This window comes from Mesobacillus jeotgali (assembly GCF_002874535.1).
GTDB lineage: Bacteria > Bacillota > Bacilli > Bacillales > Cytobacillaceae > Mesobacillus > Mesobacillus jeotgali.
This window is the reverse complement of the sequence record NZ_CP025025.1, coordinates 99,765-115,544: the sequence shown is the minus strand read 5'-3', so window position 1 is coordinate 115,544 and position 15,780 is coordinate 99,765. Positions and strand designations below refer to the sequence as shown.

Here is a 15,780-nt window from a genome sequence, read left to right as displayed (position 1 = left end):
GAAAATGTTGAGGGTTTTAGAGGGTTGCTCTTTCATTTTAACAGATAAGCCTTGTAGAACGACAATAAAAAAATGCCATGCTCCTATATGAAGCATGGCACCATTTATTCTGCGATCAGTATTGACTCTGCATTTCGATTTCTAGGCAGCACAATCTTTATAGTCGTGCCTTCCCCAAGCCGGCTTTCAATATCAATGCTTCCTTGGTGCAGGTCAATGATCCGTTTGCTTGTGAGTAAACCCAACCCTGTTCCTTTTTCCTTCGTTGAATAAAAAGGCTCAAAAAGGCGGTTGAATCTCGATTCTGATATTCCGCAGCCCTTATCAGAGACGGTGATTATAACGGAATCCGCACTCGCCTCTTCCAAGCTTACTCCGATAAAATGGCCGTTGTCCTCCGTGGCTTCTATCGCGTTCTGAAGGATATTTATAAGCACTTGTTTTATCTGATTCCGGTCACAGCTCAAACTGATTTGTGCTTCTGAATCAAATTCAACTTTAATGCTTTTTAAGTTGGCCTGCGGTCCCATGAATTGAATACATTCACTCAACAGTTTATTTATATTCGTGAATTGGAAACGAATATTCTCATTCGGTTTGGCAATGAACATGAACTCGTTGACGATTTGATTGATTCGTTCCATTTCATCCAGCATGATTTCAAGATAAGGAATCAGTTTCTCATCCGTAACGCTTTCTTTAACAATTTTAGCAAAACCTTTCATTGATGTGAGCGGATTCCTGATTTCATGCGCAATTCCCGCTGCCAGTTCCCCAACAACAGAGAGCTTCTCCATTTGCTGGACCTGCTTCTCCCTAACTTTTTCCTTCGTTATATCAATGGTTGTTCCGATGACCTCTACCGTCACCCCGTTATGGTATACAGGATTCAAGATGGCCAGGTACTGGATTCCCCCAAAGCTGCCTTCATAGTTAACATGTTCCCCATTCCACGCCTTTTCGTAAAAAATTTCTTTGCGCTGCGCCTGCTCAGGCGGAAGAAATTCAAACAAAGATTTTCCCACAACAAATTCAGGACAGAGACCCACTTTTTCGATCAGCTTGCCTTCAATGAATGTATGGATGAAAGTGTTGCCTACTTTTTCAAACTTGAAAATAAACCCTGTTTCCCTTGGAATAAATTGTTCATAATCTACTGCATTACATTGATGATTCACAAAACAACACCCTTAGAAAAGATTCGTTCCCTAATAATTCTTTATCGATAGGGGAATTCCTTTAGAAAAAAAGAGAAATCACAATAGTTGTTGAAAAATGTCCAATTTAGTATTTATATGTAAAAAAACTGCCTTCCCAATAGGGAAAGCAGCTCTTACTATTCCATCTTCTCTCCAGTCATCTCCATGACCTTCTCTTTTACCTCTTCTATGTTGCGCATTTTGTTGTCCCAGCACTTCTGGCTGAGGTCAACAGGATACTCTTCAGGATTGAGCATACGCGTATATTCTTCCCATAGCACTCCGAGGCAGTATTTTGAATGCTTTCGGACTTCATCAAGACTAGGCTGTGTGTATACAAGCTTGCCCTCTTTGAAAATGTCGTGATGCAGATCCCGCGCGTCGAAATTGGTGACGAACTTGCTGATGAAGGTATGGACTGGGTGAAACATCTTCAGGCGCCTTTCCTGCTGCGGATTCTCACCCTCAAGCGTGATATAGTCCCCTTCGGAACGGTTATTGGCTTTGTTAATGATCCTGTATACATTTTTAATGCCAGGTGTCGTTACTTTTTCCGGATTGGAGGAAATCTTGATGGTATCCTCCATCGTGCCGTCACCCTGCTCAACTGAAACGATTTTATAAACCGCTCCTAAAGCAGCCTGTTCGTAGGCGGTAATTAGCTTCGTGCCCACGCCCCAAGTATCGATTTTCGCACCCTGGGCTTTCAGGTTCATGATTGTATATTCGTCCAGGTCGCTGGATGCAACGATTTTCGCATCCTTAAAGCCTGCTTCATCAAGCATTTTACGAGCTTCCTTTGAAAGGTATGCAAGGTCGCCGCTGTCGAGGCGGATGCCGATAAAATTGATCTTATCGCCGAATTCCTTTGCCACTTTGATCGCGTTTGGCACTCCGGATCTCAGCGTGTCATACGTATCTACGAGGAAAACACAGTCTCTATGCGTTTCAGCATATTTTTTAAAAGCGGTGTAGTCATCCCTGTAGGCCTGAACCATTGAGTGGGCATGCGTTCCCGCGATTGGGATGCCGAACAGCTTGCCTGCACGCACATTGCTTGTGGAATCAAAGCCGCCAACATATGCAGCACGCGTGCCCCAAAGTGCCGCATCCATTTCATGCGCTCGGCGGGTACCGAACTCCATCGCGATTTCATCTTTCACGACCTGCTTGATTCGTGAAGCCTTCGTGGCAATCAATGTCTGGTAATTCACGATATTAAGCAGCGCCGTTTCAATCAACTGCGCTTCAACAAGCGGTGCATCGACCCTAACCAGCGGCTCATTGGCAAAAACAATCTCACCTTCCTGCATCGCACGGATAGTGCCTGTAAAACGCATGTCTTTTAAAAAGGCTAGAAAATCCTCATCAAAACTTCCTTCTTCCCTTAGGTATTGAATATCACCCTCTGTAAAACCGAAGTTTTCGATATAATGGATGATTTTTTCAAGGCCGGCAAAAACGGCATAGCCATTGCCGAAAGGAAGCTTGCGGAAAAACAAGTCAAACACCGCACGGCGATTATGGACGCCGTCACGCCAGTACGTTTCCATCATATTTAATTGGTATAAGTCCGTGTGTAGCATTAAGCTATCGTCTGTGAATTTAGTACTCATCAAAAAACCTCCAAGTATACTGCCATGAACTGCTTGACCATTTAGCGGATAAAATGAAAACTACGCTCTACACCATGTGGCTTGCAAATGGCTGCTACTTTACCTCCGCGCCAATCGAGCTCTCAAAATGGCGGAGCGACCACTCATGGCCCACCTGGTCAAAAGAAGCAACCGCATCCTTATACACAATAACCTTAAATCCCTTATTATAAGCATCGACTGCCGTGTGAAGGACGCATATATCGGTGCAACAACCAACGAGATGCACTTCCGTGATGCCCCGCTCGCGCAGTTTTATCTCAAGGTCCGTTCCTGCGAATGCCGAATACCTCGTTTTGTCGATATAATGCACATGGTCGAGATGCTTATTTTCTTCATAAACTCCCTGCAGGCTGCCGAATAAATCCCTGCCTTCCGTACCGCGGATATTATGAGGCGGATACAGCTTCGTCTCTGGATGGAACTCATCACCTTCATCATGGACATCAATCGCGAAAACAACATAGTCACCATTTCCGATGAACTCCTTCGTCACGCCGACGAGCTTCTCTTCAATCGCCTGCCCCGGCTCGCCGCAAGTCAGCCGACCATCATCCGCCACGAAATCATATGTATAGTCGATATTGATTAACGCCTTGTTCCCCATTATGTATCCACATCCTTTTATCTTATTATCTTTCATTTTCTTCCAAATATGATTTGCAGGCAAATTTTTCATATCGATGGGGTCTGAAAATAGGTTAATATTCAGCAATATTTTTTGATTTAGGAATAAAATCTAAATTTCTGGAATATATCTGTAGGTTTAAGGAATACAATTTACTTTTAAGAAATAAAACCATAAGTTTAAGGAATATCCTTCTATACCCTATCTCAGAGCACAAAAAAACCACCCCAATTTGGAGTGGTTTCCAATTATTCTGCTTTAAAATTCAATTCCAGGTTCTCTGGCCGGTCTTCTGGACGGATTTCATCCAAAGGCACGTAGACTTCAATGTGCCTGAACAGGTTTTCGAATTCAGCTGGCAGGTTGCCGCCGTATTCACCATCCAGGTTCAGCTGGACAGTTTCCTTTGAATGCACTTTGATGCGGTTTGCTTGCGTGTATATGACTCCCGGATCATTGATATGCTCACCGCGGACAGCGAGTGAGGCGATCCTGATAAAATCGGCCAGGTTCATCTTTTTCAAAATCAATAAAGAAAACATTCCATCATTGATTGACGAATTTGGAGCCAGGCGTTCGAAGCCGCCGACAGAATTCGTCAACCCGACGAGGAACATCATGACCTCGCCCTCGAATAGCTTTCCATCATATTCAATGCTTACTTCAGAAGCACGAATGGATGGCAGCATCTCGATTCCTTTTAGATAATATGCGAGCTGGCCGAGCATTGTCTTGAGTTTGCTTGGCACTTCATATGTCAGCTCTGTCAGCCTGCCGCCGCCAGCAATATTTATGAAATATTTATCGTTGATTCGGCCTACATCGACCGGAATCGTTTCGCCTTTGACAATGATATCGACCGCAGCCTCGATATCCCTCGGGATATGGAGTGCGCGTGCAAAGTCATTCGTTGTGCCGACCGGAATCACACCGATTTTAGGTCGGTATTCCTGTTCAGCGATTCCATTGACCACTTCATTGATCGTGCCATCTCCGCCAGCTGCAATCACCAGGTCATAGCGCCGCTCCACCGCAATTCTGGCAGCCTGCGTCGCGTCCCCCTCACCTGTCGTTGCATGGCATGATGTCTCATAGCCGGCATTCTCCAGCTTTACCAAGACCTCCGCAAGATGCTTTTTAAAAATCTCACGACCCGAAGTCGGATTATAAATGATTCTTGCTCTTTTCATACCCATCATCCTACTTAATATGGTTTTTAATTCCATCCTTTTACATCATAGCTCATTACTTCTATCCAGGCAATTACCTCAATATCGATAGTACCGGATATATCATAAACTAAATCCTGTCCATTTGCCAAAAAGAAATCCACTATTAAATCAAAGTGTTAACTATCGTATTTTTCGAAAAACTCTTCCATTCCTACTCGTTCTTTTTTACAATACAAAGAGAATGGTTACATAAATTGGAAACCCCTACCCGTTATTGTGATTGAAGGATGCAGCCTATAGAGATCTTATTACCTGGTTACAACCTGTTGATCTGCTCAATTGGACTTGTAGTTTTCTCATCCTTACACTGGTGATGCTCCAGCAAATGAGAATCAGCAGTGCATTCATATAGAAGTATACTGCTATATGATACAACAGACGTCAAAAACGGCATAATAGTTCCCGAAGGTTTTGGCCAGTACAACTGCCTGCAGAACACATATTTTCAGCATTGTATATACTTATCAAGGATTGATTGACTCTGTAAAATAAACATTCTGACGAGGACTATTTTAGAATAAAATTCTCTAACTAGATTAAAAGGGTGACGTTATATGACTTGGATTTGTCTTTTGGCAGCTTATTTGGTCGGTTCCATTCCAACCGCTTTATTGATTGGCAAATATTTTTTCCATGTTGATATCAGGGACCACGGCAGTAAAAACCCTGGCGCGACGAATACATTGCGGGTCATGGGAAAGCGAGCGGCCATTGTCGTTCTGCTTGTGGATGTCGCAAAAGGGATGCTTGCCGCTTCTCTTCCGCTGATCTTCGATAGTCCAGTTGAACCGCTGTATGCCGGGTTGATTGCGGTCATCGGCCACTGCTTCCCGATTTTTGCGGGCTTCCGCGGGGGGAAGGCGATTGCCACGACGGCAGGCGTACTGCTGGTTGTTGATATCGGAATGTTCCTGGCCGTATACCTGACTTTTTTTGTCGTCATTTTTCTAACCAAATATGTGTTTATGGGTTCGATATCGGTGGGAATCGCGATGCTCATTTTTTCTTACTTCTCTCCGGAAGTTCATAAGCCATTAATCTTTACTGCTTTTATTTTATTTTTAATCTTCCTCCATCGTTCTAATTTGAAGAACTTTTTTAACGGCAAGGAACCGAAAATCAATGATAAAAAAGTGAAGGGTGACCGTCTGCCTCCAAAAGATCTTAAGATGTGAATATTAACCATGGCTTTCCCGAGCCATGGTTATTCTTTTGCACTATAAATATATTAGAAAAGTAAATTACTATTCATGTGATAGTAATTTTAACGAAAAAATAGATTGTTAATCATTTAAATGAAATGATAGAATATTATTTGTATTAGCAATATTTTTTCAATATTTTTTCGCGATAACAAAGGGGGAAAGATTATGTCCAACGAAATGTATCAAATCATTGCCATCGGGATATACATGGCCGCGATGCTTTATATCGGCTGGTATTCCTACAAAAAGACAAGCAATCTGACTGACTACATGCTTGGCGGCAGATCGCTTGGTCCGGCAGTCACAGCGCTTAGCGCCGGTGCAGCTGATATGAGCGGCTGGCTGCTGATGGGTCTTCCTGGGGGAATTTATGTAAGCGGTTTAGCGAATGCATGGATTGCCATCGGATTGACTGTCGGCGCATATCTCAACTGGCTTTATGTAGCACCTCGACTTCGCTCATACACTCATGTGGCGAATGACTCCATCACGATTCCAAGCTTCCTGGAAAACCGTTTTAAAGATGATACAAAGCTTTTAAGAATTGTATCCGGAATTGTTATTCTTCTATTTTTTACTTTCTACGTTTCCTCCGGAATGGTCGCCGGAGCTGTTTTCTTCGAGAATTCATTCGATCTTGATTATCACACCGGCTTGTTGCTGGTTTCCGCCGTTGTCGTAGCCTACACATTGTTTGGCGGCTTTCTCGCGGTAAGCTATACAGATTTCATCCAGGGAATGATGATGCTACTCGCCCTTCTGCTCGTGCCGATTATCGGTTTCTCGAAAACGGGAGGACCTGCAGAAACGTTCGATACCATTCGTTCGATTGATCCTGCATTGCTTGATTTATTCAAAGGTACGACTGTCCTAGGCATCATTTCAACCGCAGCATGGGGTCTTGGCTACTTCGGTCAGCCACATATTATCACCCGTTTCATGGCAATCACATCAATAAAAGAAACAAAGAGTGCAAGAAGAATCGGCATGGGCTGGATGATCTTCTCCTTAATTGGAGCAATACTGACAGCGTTGATCGGTCTTGCTTATTTTACTCAGAATCCGGATGTTAAGCTGGATAACCCAGAAGCCGTCTTCATCGTGCTAGGGCAAATCTTCTTCCATCCGTTATTTGCCGGCCTTATGCTGGCAGCCGTTCTCGCGGCGATCATGAGCACCATCTCGTCCCAGCTGATCGTTACATCCAGCGCACTGACTGAGGACTTGTACAAAATCATATTTAAAAAAGAAAAATCAGATAAGCAGTACGTATTTTTCGGTCGTTTGGCAGTGCTCGCAGTAGCCATCATCGCTGCATCACTGGCATGGGTACAAAACGACACCATCCTTGGCCTGGTTGCATACGCTTGGGCAGGCTTCGGAGCAGCGTTCGGACCGATCATCATCCTGAGCCTGTACTGGAAGAAGATGACCAACTGGGGCGCGATTCTCGGCATGATCGCCGGTGCCGCTACCGTTGTCATCTGGAGCAATTTCGGCTTGAGCGATGTCATGTATGAAATCGTCCCAGGCTTCATCATCAACCTGATCATTTCTGTTGTTGTCAGCTTGGTAACATACAGACCAAATCCTGAGATTGAAAAAGAATTTGATATGAGTGTTGAGAACTTAAAATCATAAAAACGATGCCACAGAGAACCTTTCTCTGTGGTATTTTCATATTCCGCTAAAACCTTACAGGAAATTACATATGATAGGTGGAATTTTTATTAGAACTACAAAACTCTGAGGGGAAAAGTTATGAAGAAGAAACTATTAATCTACGGTACAGCTGCAGTGCTGTTTTTAAGCGTGCTCATTGCCATGGATCGGTATAAATTATATAAGGAAGAAAAGCCACCCTTGCCAGTTGTGACGATTGAAGGTGAGAAAATTTCTGTCGTAACAGGAGAATACAATTGGCATGGAACCAGGCAAACTTCTGAAGAACCAATTAAGCTGATGGCAGGAACGATTCCATCCAAGACCAAGGAAAGACAGGAGTTAACTGTAACCTTCCCCGCAGACAAAAAACCAAAACAAATCATGATTAACCAGATCAATTCTGTTCCTGGTGCTGATAAACTATCAGCGCAAAGCGATACAATACTGATACCAAAAAGCCAGACCGTCCAGAACATACTCTTCCAGATCACAGCAGGCTGGGATGAGGAATTCAACTCTTTCAGCACCTATTTCGTCAACTTATCGATAGAAGACCTGCCTGATTTCTATGATTTCCTATCGAAGAATCCTGAGAAACTTTCTGTACTGGCCATTGTTCCACGTGGAGAGTCAGAAAAGTATGACATTCCCGACGAAGTAAAGGCTAAGCTTGATTCCTTCCACATATCTGATGATATTAATAGTCTAAAAGAGCGTTATCCTGAACTGACGACAAACGTAACACCAGTCTATATGATCTTTACTAATACGCATCTTGCCATTTCAGTATTGGATAAGGAAGCACTCTTTAACATCATAATGGATGATGGTCTGGATTGACGTAAAAGGCCCTTTTGCCAGGGCCTTTATGCTCTCTTAATCAAAATCAAGATAGTCCTTATTCAAAACCAATCTCTCGCCTTCCTTGAACACTTCTTCCAGTAATTCCAACAAATTTGGATAAGTATCAATTGGCTTAAAACTCCTCATATCCATTTGAAGGATTTGGCCTTCTCCGTTATAGACAAAGAATGTTCCGGTGGCCATCGAATCCGCAAACACAAATAAGCCATCCAGGCGTTTTCTATCGCGTGAATAAGGTGGGATATTTCGAAATGAAATTGGCTGATGAATCTGCTCCTCGATGGTCATCCCTTTATAACCGTCCTGTTTGCCTGCGACCCTCAATATATCAAACAAGTAGCAGCCATTAGACGTTAACAGGAATTCTTTAAAGTCTTCTGGCAGATTGCCTATCTCGTCTTCGAGTGAATGTAACTCTTCAAAGGTCAATGGTTTTTGGATATGAGTTTGCCAGCGGTCTTCGTACAGATTTCCATATAGGATTGTACCAGTCCTAAGTTTTTTCCGGTCATCTTGATAAAGCTTGTCTATCTTTTGCAGAAATTCATCATACATGGCTACAACTCCTGGAGTTTAATCAACTGTTATTGTACCTGCCCACTGGCTGGATATCGAACGAACCTCGAAGGTTTGATGATCTTTCCAGGCTGCTTTTCCTAAAAACCTGGCATAGACCATTTCATTCGGAACCTCTTCCGCCAGTACTTTCTTTTTTATCATCAGGCCGTCTTTATCATATATCCTGGCAATGAGCTGAAAAGAGTTCACACTGTGTATCCCAAGTACTAATGCTGTATGCCTTTTATCCGGGCTCTTTTTAGGCGTGTTTTTTAATATAAACTGTGCCTGGTAATTATGTTCTTTAACCTTTTCAAGCGCATGAATGACAGGAGAGTAATCCCAGTCCATTTCCCGAAAAACCGGGTCAATATAATCGTTGAAGATTCTTACATATTCCTCATATTTCTCTTCAACGGTATCAAGCTTCAAAAACTCAATCGGATTATAAGGGATCTTCACAGTCCGCCCATTTTCAATTGTATAGTCATCAATTTCAATTTCTTTTACTTTATCAACGCAGTAAATACTTAAATACCTGTCTTCTTTGGTCTCAATCCCTTTTAAATATCTGCTCATCAATAATTGAAAGATTCTCGTTTGATGGTTAAAACCTATCTCGCCCTTGTTTGGCCTGTTGATCATATCAGACAGCATAATTTCTTTCAGTTCCATGGACTCTCACCTTTAAAATATTTATTCAAAAACAAAGGTATCCAAAACTCCTTTATCTGTCTTGCCATACTTCTTTGCCAGTTCTTCAAACTGCTTATTTCTCTTATCACTGCCAAACCCAACTGATATCCTTTTCAGAGAAGGATTTCTTAATGCAGGCAAATAATCTTCCACACTCATATTCATTGCTGACCAGTGTGTAAAAACCTCAAGGGCTGGAGCGTACTCTAGACTATTAAGCTCTTTCAACCCCTTCAAGTTATTTAAAGCAAGCTTCCGCAGTTTATGTAAATCAACCAGGGACGGAAATATTTTAACATTTGGCAGATTTTCAATCGTTACGTATTGAAGTCCAGTTAATGATGATATAAATGATATATCACTTAACCCCCTGATTTGGAATAGCTCCAGATATTTTAATCCGTCCATACCTGCAATAGCATTAAAAGTTTTAATCCCGCCAAAATTAATTGAAAGATGCGACAGTTTTTTTAACGGCTTCAAGAATTCCAGGTCACTGGTTGTTATGGACGTTAAGGTGATTTTTTCAATATTCATTAACTTCCCGACAATCTCAATATCTTTTGTGTGCCCTACAATCAAGAGTTCTTCAAGGTTCTGGAACCTTTCTATCGCAGATAGACTTTGTTTTTTTGACTTTGTTTGGCCAAGTATCAACTTCTGCAATCCATCTGGGACCAAAGATAAGACTTCAAAGGATTCCAGACTGAATATACTGAGGTTAAGTTCTGCCAAATTCTTTAAAGATGCGAGCGTTTCTACATTTTCTACCCTGTCATGACACTCAACATATAGGCGCCTTAAATTCGGAAGAAGATGAAGAAAGCTTAAATCACAAACAGTCTGGTAATACCCATAGACACGGAGAATTACGTCGCTCCGGTTTGAGAACAGGGTCTCGTTCAATTTCGTGAAAGTTTCAGGTTCAATATCACTAGAAAACTGGATAACTTGTAATTTTTTATTTTTTATTAACTCCGTGATTTCATCTGTAGTTAAACTCCCATTAATTTGGACACGGCCATCAGATGTTAAACTATACATTTACGCCTCCTTTTCGCATTATGACCTTTACCACTCTCTCCACTCTTCAGTGATGTCCTCATCCGCATCAAGACCAGCTTCTCGTGCTTTCTCATCAATAAACTCCCATAATTCTTCGCGCTCCAGTGTTTCTATAAAATAATTGTATTCTTCATTGAGTCTATTAAACTCGTTTACGACTTCTTTTACTTTCTTCAGGATGGCCTTTTCCGTCGGGATCTTCAAAGATTTAAGAGAAGAGACATACCTCTGAAGTGCTTTTTCCGAAGCTGCCAGAGCTTCCTCGGTGAACATATCATCGCCTGCCACCATTCGTTCTCTCCATAAAACGGTTGGCAATTTCTCATTTATCTGTGAGGCTGCCAAAATTTCAGTGTCCTTTTTCTTTACAGCTGTGTATTCCTCTAGCCGATGGGTGTAATGTTTTTTCTGTGTAAAATAAACATGCTCAATACCTTCACAAGGATTTAAATCCCCATCAAGGACAGTAGTGCCTCCAAAAGCAAGCATTTTTAATCCAGGCAATTGACTGACAAACTGAATCGAAGGTATTTCCCCACAGTCCATCATACTTAACTTCTCTAAATTCTTTAACTCTGCAATTGGGGTGAAATCACCGATTTTTTTACAGTTCTCTATTTCTAGAACTCTCAAGCTTTTTGATAGATCTTTAATATCCTTCAAATCATTAAAGGATCTTAAATAGTAAAGACCGAGCTTTCCCAAAACCCCCAATCCTTCTACCCCTTTTAATGAGATGATATTAGACTGGATCAGCTCCAGGAATTCCAGGTTCTTAAGTCCTGAAAATTGTTCAAGATTCTTAGTTTTAGGCTTGTAGCTCCAGAGCACCATTTCTTTTAAGTTCTCAAGAGTCCCTATTTCCTTTGCTTTGGGTGGAAGCTGCCCATAAAGCACTTCAAGCGAAGGAATCCTTTCAAAATCAATCTCCAGAGATGGTCTCGTTTCATTAATTGACAGTGACTTTAGTTTTTTTAAATGGTAAAGTCCTGAAACATCTTTTAAGTCTTCACCCCCAAGGGAAACCAACTCAATGTCAGGGCATTCACTTAAAAAATCTACTTGAGCCAGCTCATAAGAAATATCGACATTATTTATCTGATGTTCTTGAATATAGGCTATTGATTCCGTGATATTGTCCACATTAATTTTCACTGATACTTCGCCGTCGTCATCAATCCGTATTCTTACATTGCCTTCCTTTAAAAATTTGACCATTTTGCACAACCTTTATATTTTTTCAATCAGCCACTTTGTTTTCCTGCCCTGGTAAGTCATTGTTATTGTTCTATCAGTAACCCATTTTAAATCACCTAAATATTGATTGAAAATCAGTTCATGCGGCCTCTCCTGGAGGACTTTTTTGCTTTTTATCAATTCACCTGATTTCTTGTCCCTGATGTTCAGCGTTGCACTAAAATAGTCTATGTCATGCGTACAAAACATCTCTGCCATATACTTTCTGTCAGGTGAGGATCTTTGTGCCCAAGTATACTCATTTACATAGTTTCGCTCTTTTATTTCAGCTGTGATCCGATTGAAGACGTCATGTTCCCATGAATACTCATTCGCAACTTTAACGATTCCCTCATCGATTTTATTTAGAATAAGTGTTTTTTTATCAAAATCGGATAGAGAAAAATATGAATCTACGTCCAACTTTACCGAAACCTCAGTGAAACCATCTGTGGTGGTCTGCACTCCATCTCCTGGAAATTCCACACAATTGATCATAATTTTCTTTGACCTGTCATTTGGAAAGCGACCTAGTAAAAAAGTGTACAAACCGGCTATGCACCTAACCTGGTCTCGAAACAGCATTCTTTTTCTCTTCCAACCTTCTTCATAATCAAAGCGTAACGCTTCGGTCTCAGTAAGAGAATGCCTGGCCATTACCCTTTTGATATCTTCGTCTTTTTTTATATAAGGTAAATCCAAATCAATATCTCTAAGTAAAATAGAGGCCAGCCCCCTTTTGTGTTCTTAAGCTAATAATAGCACCAGCACGTTTGTAAGAATATGTATTTAAAGAACTATTTTTAACCCGACTTTCCCCCTTTCCCGGGAAATATCGACAAAAAAGCTGGCGAATAAATCGCCAGCTTTCGCTATTATCTCTTATTCAATTCTTCAACAAGCAATTTGTTGACTAATGGCGGGTTTGCCTGACCTTTTGTTGCTTTCATGATTTGGCCGACAAGGAAGCCTTTGGCTTTGTCCTTGCCACCTTTGAAATCTTCTACAGATTGTGGGTTCGCATCGATGATTTCAGTGATGATCTTGAGCAGCTCGCCTTCGTCGGAGATTTGGACAAGCCCCTTCTCTTTGACGATTTTCTCTGGGTCGCCGCCGTTTTCGATCAATTCCTTGAATACCTGCTTCGCGATTTTGGAGGAAATCGTGCCGTTCTCGATCAACTTGATCAAGCCGGCAAGCCCTTCAGGAGTCAGTGCTGTTTCATGCAACTCTTTTGATTCTGCTTTCAAGTAGGCTGAGAATTCACCCATCAGCCAGTTGGAGGCCTGCTTTGGATCGGCTCCTGCTTTAACGGCAGATTCAAAGAAGTCAGCCATTTCTTTTGATACCGTTAAAACTTCTGCATCATAAGCCGGCAGTCCCATCTCCTCGACATATCGCTTTTTCCGCTCGTCTGGCAGTTCAGGGATTTCCGCACGAACCCTTGCCTTCCACTCTTCATCAATATAAAGATCCGGAAGATCGGGCTCAGGGAAATAACGATAGTCATCTGAGCCTTCTTTTACGCGCATCAGGATCGTGGTGTTCGTCGCTTCATCAAATCGCCGTGTCTCCTGCTGGATTTCACGCCCAGCAAGGATTTCCTCTTCCTGACGCTTTTCTTCATGTTCAAGCCCTCTGCGGACAAAGTTAAACGAGTTCAGGTTCTTAAGCTCCGTTTTCGTGCCGAATTCCTTTTGCCCGACCGGCCTGATCGAGATGTTTGCATCACAACGGAGTGAACCCTCTTCCATTTTACAATCCGATACGCCCGTATATTGGATGATTGACTTTAACTTCTCAAGATACGCATATGCCTCATCCGGAGTGCGTATATCGGGCTCCGATACGATCTCAACAAGCGGCGTTCCCTGGCGGTTGTAATCAACGAGGGAATAGCCATTACCGTGCGTCAGCTTGCCAGCATCCTCTTCCATATGGATGCGTGTAATGCCGATTTTCTTTTTATAACCATTAACCTCGATTTCGATCCAGCCATTCTCGCCGATTGGCTTGTCGAACTGTGAAATCTGGTAAGCCTTCGGGTTGTCCGGGTAAAAATAGTTCTTGCGGTCGAATTTCGTATACTCCGCGACTTCGCAGTTCAAAGCCATAGCGGCTTTCATAGCGTACTCAACCGCTTTTTTATTCACCACTGGCAATACTCCAGGGTAACCAAGGTCAATCACGCTTGTATTCGTATTCGGCTCGGCACCAAAATGGTTCGGACTCGCCGAAAAGATTTTCGATTCTGTTTTTAATTCAACATGGACCTCAAGGCCAATTACCGTTTCAAACTTCATCGTTTTCACCCCTTTACAGCTCAGGTTTTTGTTTATGAAAATCTGTTGCCTGCTCGAATGCATGGGCAACTTTATATACAGTACTTTCATCGAAATGACGTCCGATGATTTGCAGGCCAAGCGGCAGACCCTTGTCAAAGCCGCACGGGACCGAGATCGCCGGCACACCTGCAAGGTTGACCGGGATCGTCAGAATATCATTTGCATACATTGTCATCGGGTCTCTTGTGTTCTCGCCAAGTTTGAATGCCGGCGTAGGTGCAGTAGGACCAATAATGACATCGTATTGCTCGAACACTTTCTCAAAGTCCTGCTTGATCAGCGTGCGGATCTTCTGTGCTTTTTTATAATAAGCATCATAATAACCAGAGCTCAGCGCGAACGTACCAAGCATGATACGGCGCTTTACTTCCTCACCGAAGCCTTCCTCGCGCGTCATTTTGTACATTTCGAGCAGATTCTCAGCATTCGGTGAACGGTAGCCGTAGCGGACGCCATCAAAGCGCGCCAGGTTCGCAGATGCTTCAGAAGATGACAGCAAGTAATAGGTCGCCAGAGCGTACTTGGAATGCGGCAGGGAAACTTCTTCCCATGTTGCTCCCAGGCGTTCGAGGATTACGAGTGCGTCCATTACCGATTTGCGCACTTCTTCGTTCACACCTTCGCCAAGATACTCCTTAGGCACAGCAATTTTCAATCCTTTTACATCACCAGTCAAAGAAGCGATATAGTCAGGGATGTCCACTTTGGCGGAAGTCGAATCCATTTCATCGTGTCCCGCGATCGCTTTTAACAGAAAAGCATTGTCTTCTACATTTCGTGTGATTGGTCCAATTTGGTCCAAAGAAGACGCAAATGCGATCAATCCAAAGCGTGAAACTAGCCCATAAGTTGGCTTCATGCCGACCACTCCGCAGAAAGATGCCGGCTGGCGGATCGAACCGCCTGTATCTGAGCCTAGTGAGAACAGCACTTCACCAGCAGCAACTGATGCAGCCGAACCCCCAGATGAACCACCAGGTACCCGGTCAAGATTCCACGGATTAAGAGTCTTTTTAAAACCAGAGTTTTCGTTTGAGGATCCCATCGCGAACTCGTCCATATTCAGCTTACCGATCGTCACCGTTTCCGCCTGCTTCAGCTTCTGTGTTACCGTCGCATCGTATATAGGATCAAAGTTTTCGAGAATCTTGCTCGCTGCTGTCGTACGCAGGCCCTTTGTAACGATATTGTCCTTGATACCAATCGGCAGTCCGTATAACTTGCTCGTTGGCTTGTTCTGGATCACCTTGTCGTCCAATGCCTTCGCCGCTGCCCTTGCGTTTTCTTCATCCAATGTTAAAAACGCCTGGACCTTGCTTTCGACCTCGCCAATCCGCTTGAAAGATTCATCGACCAGGTCGGAAACTCTTAGATCTCTTTTATGTATAAGCTCATGAAGCTCCGAAATCTTGTGTTCAAATAAACTCATCGC

Annotated in this window: 14 protein-coding genes; 3 read left to right on the top strand and 11 right to left on the bottom strand. The window is 42.8% G+C overall.

The window, feature by feature from the left end; translation table 11 throughout:
- Positions 1 to 104 precede the first annotated feature (104 nt).
- From CD004_RS00515 to CD004_RS00500, 4 genes are all read right to left on the bottom strand, one after another.
- Positions 105 to 1,178, bottom strand: a complete 1,074-nt coding sequence (locus CD004_RS00515) for an ATP-binding protein (protein ID WP_102260967.1) — start codon at positions 1,176 to 1,178, stop codon at positions 105 to 107.
- Positions 1,179 to 1,336: 158 nt separating this feature from the next.
- Entirely contained in the window at positions 1,337 to 2,815 is a 1,479-nt protein-coding gene (locus tag CD004_RS00510; RefSeq protein ID WP_102260966.1) for a nicotinate phosphoribosyltransferase, read from the bottom strand.
- Positions 2,816 to 2,909: 94 nt separating this feature from the next.
- Positions 2,910 to 3,461, bottom strand: coding sequence for a cysteine hydrolase family protein (locus CD004_RS00505; protein ID WP_102260965.1), 552 nt, complete (start codon positions 3,459 to 3,461; stop codon positions 2,910 to 2,912).
- A 269-nt stretch (positions 3,462 to 3,730) separates the two neighbouring features.
- Positions 3,731 to 4,672 carry a diacylglycerol kinase gene (locus tag CD004_RS00500; protein ID WP_102260964.1) on the bottom strand — a complete coding sequence of 314 codons (942 nt, stop codon included), beginning with the start codon at positions 4,670 to 4,672 and terminating at the stop codon, positions 3,731 to 3,733.
- A 596-nt stretch (positions 4,673 to 5,268) separates the two neighbouring features.
- On the opposite strand from CD004_RS00500, the gene plsY reads away from it, so the two are divergent.
- The 3 genes from plsY (at position 5,269) to CD004_RS00485 (ending at position 8,424) form a co-directional block, all read left to right on the top strand.
- On the top strand, positions 5,269 to 5,889 hold the full coding sequence (gene plsY, locus CD004_RS00495) for a glycerol-3-phosphate 1-O-acyltransferase PlsY (protein WP_102260963.1): 621 nt from the start codon (positions 5,269 to 5,271) through the stop codon (positions 5,887 to 5,889).
- Positions 5,890 to 6,084: 195 nt separating this feature from the next.
- The gene (gene putP, locus CD004_RS00490) at positions 6,085 to 7,560 is read left to right on the top strand and encodes a sodium/proline symporter PutP (RefSeq protein ID WP_102260962.1); all 1,476 of its coding nucleotides are present in this window, start codon (positions 6,085 to 6,087) and stop codon (positions 7,558 to 7,560) included.
- 120 nt (positions 7,561 to 7,680) lie between these two features.
- Positions 7,681 to 8,424: a hypothetical protein gene (locus CD004_RS00485; protein WP_102260961.1), complete on the top strand. Its 744-nt coding sequence runs from the start codon at positions 7,681 to 7,683 to the stop codon at positions 8,422 to 8,424.
- Between the two features lie 36 nt (positions 8,425 to 8,460).
- On the opposite strand, the gene CD004_RS00480 is transcribed toward CD004_RS00485, so the two are convergent.
- The 7 genes from CD004_RS00480 to gatA all read right to left on the bottom strand — a co-directional run bounded on the left by CD004_RS00480 (position 8,461) and on the right by gatA (position 15,777).
- Complete coding sequence (locus CD004_RS00480; RefSeq protein WP_102260960.1) at positions 8,461 to 9,003, bottom strand: SMI1/KNR4 family protein; 543 nt, start codon at positions 9,001 to 9,003, stop codon at positions 8,461 to 8,463.
- 18 nt (positions 9,004 to 9,021) lie between these two features.
- Positions 9,022 to 9,681 carry a hypothetical protein gene (locus CD004_RS00475; RefSeq protein WP_102260959.1) on the bottom strand — a complete coding sequence of 220 codons (660 nt, stop codon included), beginning with the start codon at positions 9,679 to 9,681 and terminating at the stop codon, positions 9,022 to 9,024.
- Between the two features lie 21 nt (positions 9,682 to 9,702).
- A complete protein-coding gene (locus CD004_RS00470; RefSeq protein WP_102260958.1) occupies positions 9,703 to 10,746 on the bottom strand; it encodes a leucine-rich repeat domain-containing protein in 1,044 nt (347 codons plus the stop codon).
- 27 nt (positions 10,747 to 10,773) lie between these two features.
- Positions 10,774 to 11,058, bottom strand: a complete 285-nt coding sequence (locus CD004_RS24625) for a hypothetical protein (RefSeq protein ID WP_102264939.1) — start codon at positions 11,056 to 11,058, stop codon at positions 10,774 to 10,776.
- Positions 11,059 to 11,997: 939 nt separating this feature from the next.
- Positions 11,998 to 12,468 (bottom strand): hypothetical protein, encoded by a 471-nt coding sequence (locus tag CD004_RS00460; protein ID WP_158651440.1) that lies wholly within the window; start codon positions 12,466 to 12,468, stop codon positions 11,998 to 12,000.
- A 410-nt stretch (positions 12,469 to 12,878) separates the two neighbouring features.
- On the bottom strand, positions 12,879 to 14,306 hold the full coding sequence (gatB, locus tag CD004_RS00455; protein ID WP_102260956.1) for an Asp-tRNA(Asn)/Glu-tRNA(Gln) amidotransferase subunit GatB: 1,428 nt from the start codon (positions 14,304 to 14,306) through the stop codon (positions 12,879 to 12,881).
- A gap of 13 nt (positions 14,307 to 14,319) precedes the next feature.
- Positions 14,320 to 15,777: an Asp-tRNA(Asn)/Glu-tRNA(Gln) amidotransferase subunit GatA gene (gene gatA / locus CD004_RS00450; RefSeq protein WP_102260955.1), complete on the bottom strand. Its 1,458-nt coding sequence runs from the start codon at positions 15,775 to 15,777 to the stop codon at positions 14,320 to 14,322.
- Positions 15,778 to 15,780: the final 3 nt, after the last annotated feature.